5 protein-coding genes are annotated in these 4,925 nt (G+C 67.5%); 2 read left to right on the forward strand and 3 right to left on the reverse strand.

Going from position 1 to position 4,925, the window contains the following annotated elements; translation table 11 throughout:
* Together JHC81_RS13230 and JHC81_RS13235 are read right to left on the reverse strand one after the other, a co-directional pair.
* Positions 1 to 1,148: RsmB/NOP family class I SAM-dependent RNA methyltransferase (locus JHC81_RS13230; protein WP_292175452.1), on the reverse strand; the 1,148-nt coding region annotated here is incomplete at its 3' end.
* Positions 1,145 to 3,007: a potassium transporter Kup gene (locus JHC81_RS13235; protein WP_292175460.1), complete on the reverse strand. Its 1,863-nt coding sequence runs from the start codon at positions 3,005 to 3,007 to the stop codon at positions 1,145 to 1,147. The genes JHC81_RS13235 and JHC81_RS13230, both read right to left, overlap by 4 nt.
* Positions 3,008 to 3,286: 279 nt before the next feature.
* Here JHC81_RS13235 and JHC81_RS13240 point away from each other — a divergent pair, with 279 nt between their 5' ends.
* Both JHC81_RS13240 and JHC81_RS13245 read left to right on the forward strand, forming a co-directional pair.
* Positions 3,287 to 3,757, forward strand: coding sequence for an Rrf2 family transcriptional regulator (locus tag JHC81_RS13240; protein ID WP_292175454.1), 471 nt, complete (start codon positions 3,287 to 3,289; stop codon positions 3,755 to 3,757).
* Positions 3,723 to 4,577: an SDR family oxidoreductase gene (locus JHC81_RS13245; RefSeq protein ID WP_292175456.1), complete on the forward strand. Its 855-nt coding sequence runs from the start codon at positions 3,723 to 3,725 to the stop codon at positions 4,575 to 4,577. The genes JHC81_RS13240 and JHC81_RS13245 overlap by 35 nt, the downstream gene beginning before the upstream one ends.
* Before the next feature lie 178 nt (positions 4,578 to 4,755).
* On the opposite strand, the gene JHC81_RS13250 is transcribed toward JHC81_RS13245, so the two are convergent.
* Positions 4,756 to 4,925: MarC family protein (locus JHC81_RS13250; RefSeq protein ID WP_292175461.1), on the reverse strand; the 170-nt coding region annotated here is incomplete at its 5' end.

Raw genomic sequence — 4,925 nt, forward strand, 5'->3', positions numbered from 1 at the left:
GGCTTGACCCGTTCGGCGGCGGCATCCAGCAGGCGGTGCTGGACGTCGGCCAGTTTGGCGACGTCGGCGGGCTTGGTGGCTCGGAGCACTTCCGGATTGCGACGGAAGGTGCCGGTGGCGGTGCAGGGCGCGTCCAGCAGGACGGCATCGAAGCTGCGGTCGTCCTCCCAGTCCTCGGCGGGCACGGCGACGACTTCGGCCTTCAGCTCCGTGCGGGCCAGGTTTTCGTGCAGGCGCTTTAGCCGCTGGGCCGATCGGTCCAGGGCCACGACCGAGGCTCCACTGGCCACGATCTGCAAGGTCTTGCCGCCGGGTGCCGCACAGAAGTCGACGACCTGTTCTCCGGCCTGGGGAGCCAGCAGGCGCACGGGCACGGCGGCGGCGGCATCCTGCACCCACCAGACGCCATCCTCGAAGCCGGGCCAGGTCGCCAGATCGCCGCGACGCCCGGTGCGGATCGTCCCGCCGGGAAGGATTTCCCCCTCCAGCGCCTCGGCCAGGGCCGCCTCGTCCAGGCCGGGCTTCAGGCTCAGATCGGTCGCCGGTTCCTCGCGCGCGGCCAGGGCCAGGCCCGTGACGGTCGCCTCGCCATAGGCGGCGCGCCAGCGGGCGATCAGCCATTCGGGGAGGTTGGCCTCGGCCGTGGTCAGGCCCGGCCCCTCTCGGTCGATCCCGCGCAGCACGGCATTGACCAGGTTCTTGTACGGCCGGGTCTTGGTGTCCCGCTCGGCCAGCTTGACCGCGGTGGACACCGCTGCGAACGCGGGGGTCTCCAGCACCAAGGTCTGGGCCAAGGCGACGCGCAGGATCGTCCGCACCGCCAGCGGCGGGCTCTTCTGCAGCCTGCGATCCAGGATCTGGTCGATTTCGCCCAAGCGACGCAGAGCCGCCATGGCCACGGCGCGGGCAAAGGCGCGGTCGGGCGCGGGCAGAGACGACACCTCGCGAAACGCCTGGGCCGCATCCATGCCGCCACGGCCGTCCAGAGCAGCATTCAGCAGGATGCCGGCGGCGACGCGCGCCTCCACCCCGATGTCGGCGGCCTCATCACGCTCTTCCACACGCGGCGTGCGGGGGCCCCGAGCCTTGTCGGCCATGCGACGACCGCGGGCCGAAGAGTTCCGGCCCGCCGGGGCATCCCGGCTCATACGGCCACCTGCGCGCCCAGCTCGACCACACGGCCGGGCGGGATGTGGAAGAAGTCGGTCGGATTGGCCGCGTTACGGGTCAGGAAGATGAACAGCTTGTCCTGCCACAGGGGCATGCCGCGCGTGGCCGTCGCGATGACCGAGCGGCGGCCCAGGAAGAAGCTGGTCGACATGATGTCGAACTTCAGACCCTGTTTGCGGCACAGGCCCAAGGCCTTGGGCACATTGGGCTGTTCCATGAAGCCGTAGGAGATGGTCAGCTTCTTGAAGTCGTCGGAAATGGGCTCCATCGAAATGCGCTGATCGTCGGGCACGCGCGGCCGCTCGGTGGTGCGAACGGTCAGGATGATGTTCTTCTCGTGCAGCACCTTGTTGTGCTTGAGATTGTGCATCAGGGCGACGGGCGCGACGTCCGGATCGCTGGTCAGGAAGATGGCCGTGCCCGGCGCGCGGTGCGGCGGCCGTGCCTTCAGCATCTCGATCAGATCGACCAGCGGAAGGCTGTCCTTGCGGGTCTTGGTCGTCAGGATCTGCGTCCCGCGCACCCAGGTCCACATCAGAAGCACCAGCGCGGCACCCAGCACCAGCGGCATCCAGGCCCCATCCGGTATCTTCAGCAGGTTGGACGTCAGGAAGACGGTGTCGATGAAGCCGAACGGGATCAGGGTCCCCGCCACGGCCCACAGCGGCCATTTCCACTTCTTGGTGATGACCGAATAGGCCATCAGGGTGTTGACCAACATAGTCCCGGTGACGGCCACGCCATAGGCCGCCGTCAGATTGTGCGAGCTCTGGAAGGTAAACAGCAGCACCAGAACACCGACCATCAGCAGGCTGTTGACCGCCGGCACGAAGATCTGGCCGGCCTGGGTCTCGGAGGTGTTACGGATGTCGATGCGCGGCAGAAGGCCCAGCTGGACCGCCTGCTGCGTTACCGAGAACGCTCCGGTGATCACGGCCTGGGAGGCGATGACCGTCGCCGCCGTCGCCAGACCCAGCATGGGCCAGTAGATCATCTCCGGCACCATGCTCCAGAACGGATTTTCAGACGCCTCCGGATTGTCGAGGATCAGCGCGCCCTGACCCAGATAGTTCAGGGTCAGGCAGGGCAGGACGAAGTACAACCAACCGATACGGATGGGCCCTTTGCCGAAATGGCCCATGTCCGCATACAGGGCCTCGGCGCCGGTCACGGCCAGAAAGACGCTGCCCAGGATGATGAAGCCCAGGAAGCCGTCGTTGATCAGCAGCTGCACGCCATAGTGCGGCGACAGGGCCCGCAAGATCGAGATGTCGTCGAAGATGTGGTAGAGTCCCAGCAGGCCCAGGCTCAGAAACCAGACCGCCGTAATCGGCCCGAAGAACCGCGCCAGCTTGGCCGTACCGCGCGACTGGATCAGGAACAGGGCGATCAGGATGCCCGCCGAGACCGGCACGATGAAGGGATCCAGTCGTCCGCCGACGCCCGGCGCATCCTTGACGCCCTCGATCGCCGACAGGACCGAGATGGCGGGCGTGATGATGCCGTCGCCATAGAACAGCGCCGCGCCCACGACGCCCAGGATGAAGATGAAGGCGCTGCGCCGTCCGACCGCGTGCTGGGCCAGGGCCATCAGGGCCAGGGTGCCGCCCTCGCCCTTGTTGTCGGCCCGCATCAGGAAGAAGACGTATTTGAACGTCACCACGATCATCAGCGCCCAGAAGGCCAGCGAGACGACGCCGATCACGGCCAGATCGCCGCCGACGCCGCCCCGGGCGTGGTCGATGGCCTCGCGCAGGGCGTACAGCGGGCTGGTGCCGATATCGCCAAAGACGACCCCGATGGCCCCGATGATCAGGCCCCATTTGCCGGCCTTCACATGGCCGCCCTCGCCCGCCGCCGCGGGGTGCGGATGGGCGGGTTGGGGGTGTGCAGGTGTGGAAGCGGCGGGAGCGTTGGCGTCGTTGGACGCGCTGTCGTCACCCACGGGAAGACGTCCCGGCCATGAGTATCCTCCGGGACGCCGCAGGATGCGGTTCCCATTGCAAGAGCGGCGAGCCTTTAGGCGCTTTCCGACGGCCGTTCAATCGTGCTGCACCTGCGAAGGTTCCGGCGATTTGTGAAAGCCGCCGGTCGTGACTATCTTGTGATCCACACCATGTCCGACAGTCAACGTTTCCCGGTCGCCGCCCACACCTTGGCCTATCTCGCTCACAAGGGCGCGTACGGTCCGGGCGAAGCCGCGCCCAGCGCCGTTCTGGCCGCCTCCGTGCCCACCAATCCGGTGGTGGTGCGGCGCGTCACCGCCCTGCTGGCCAAGGCCGGTCTGATCGCCACGCGGCCCGGAGCGTCCGGCGGGGCCTGGCTTCTGCACCGACCCGAGGACATCTCGATGGACACCGTCCTGCGCGCCGTGAACGGTTGTGCCCACCTCGGTTCACCGCCTGCCGGGGCCAAGGGCTGCCCGATCAGCGAGCATATCCCGCGCCAGGTCGCCAAGGCCCTGACCGCCGCCGACGAAGCCGCCGGCCACGCCCTGTCCAAGATCACCATCGCCGACCTGCTGGCCGAGAACCCGCCCTCGCTGGCGGCCTATGCGCCGCATTCTTCCTGCCCCGTCGCGGCTTGACGTGAACCCCGCCTTGCCTGGCGACGGCAGGACGATCCTGATCACCGGCGCTTCCGCGGGAATCGGAAGGCAACTGGCCTGGCAGTATGCGATGCGAGGCTGGGACTTGGTGCTGACAGCTCGCCGAGGACACGCGCTTGAGTCAGTCGCAGAGATGCTTCGTGATCAGCTCGCCACAAAGGTGACGGTTATTGCAGCGGATCTGGCCGACCCGGATGCCCCGTCTGTGTTTTTCGATGAAGTGGTGCGTCAGGGTCTGGCCATCGACGGCCTGATCAATAATGCTGGCTTCTCGCGCACGGCGGGCTTTCTGAACACCGATCCTGCGGACCATGCCGCCATGATCCGCGTCATGCTGACCGCCCCCATCGCCCTGGCGCGCTTGTTCGCGCCAGCCATGGTCGAGCGGGGCTATGGCCGCATCCTCAACATCGCCTCCCTGGCCGGCCAGATGCCCGCGACCGGCGGCGACACCTTGTACGGCCCGATCAAGAGCTTCCTGATCAAGGCGTCGCAGGGCCTGCATCTGGAACTGGCCGGCACCGGCGTCCACGTCACCGCCCTGTGTCCCGGCTATACCCTGACGGAGTTTCACGATGTCAACGGAACACGCAGCGAGGTGTCCTCCGCCTATCCCGCCTGGATGTGGCAGACCGCCGAACATGTGGCCCGGGTCGGCTATGCAGCCTGCGAGGCCAATCGACCCAAGGTCACGCCAGGCGTCATGAACAATGTCATGGCGGGGCTGGCCAAACACCTGCCCGACGCCTTGGCGCTGAAGATGGTCGGCGGGCATGCGAAGAGACTGAAGCGGATTTAATCACCTCCCCGTCGCCACTTGGCGATGGGGAGGGGGACCGCGCGTAGCGTGGTGGAGGGGGCGGCTCCGACAGAGGGGATTGGCGGGCCAGCTTCACACGCCTGCGCCGCCCCCTCCGTCACGGCCCGTATTCGGGCCGCGCCACCTCCCCATCGGCAACGCCGACGGGGAGGAGAGCTCAGTGCCCGCCCGCCGGATACGGCGTTGTAACGCCCGCGGCGAACATCCCCGGCAGGGCCTCGCCCAGGCCCATCAGGATGAACTGGATCGCCAGGGCGCACAGGATCAGGCCTAGCACGCGCACGATGATGGCCAGGCCGACCTCGCCCAGCAGGCGGCTGATCGGCC

The organism is Brevundimonas sp., assembly GCF_016463295.1.
In the GTDB taxonomy this organism is placed as follows: domain Bacteria; phylum Pseudomonadota; class Alphaproteobacteria; order Caulobacterales; family Caulobacteraceae; genus Brevundimonas.

Excerpts from the sequence above, each read along its gene's own strand:
- JHC81_RS13240 (WP_292175454.1), top strand. The coding sequence starts at position 3,287 with ATGTCCGACAGTCAACGTTTCCCGGTCGCCGCCCACACCTTGGCCTAT.
- JHC81_RS13245 (WP_292175456.1), top strand. The coding sequence starts at position 3,723 with ATGCGCCGCATTCTTCCTGCCCCGTCGCGGCTTGACGTGAACCCCGCC.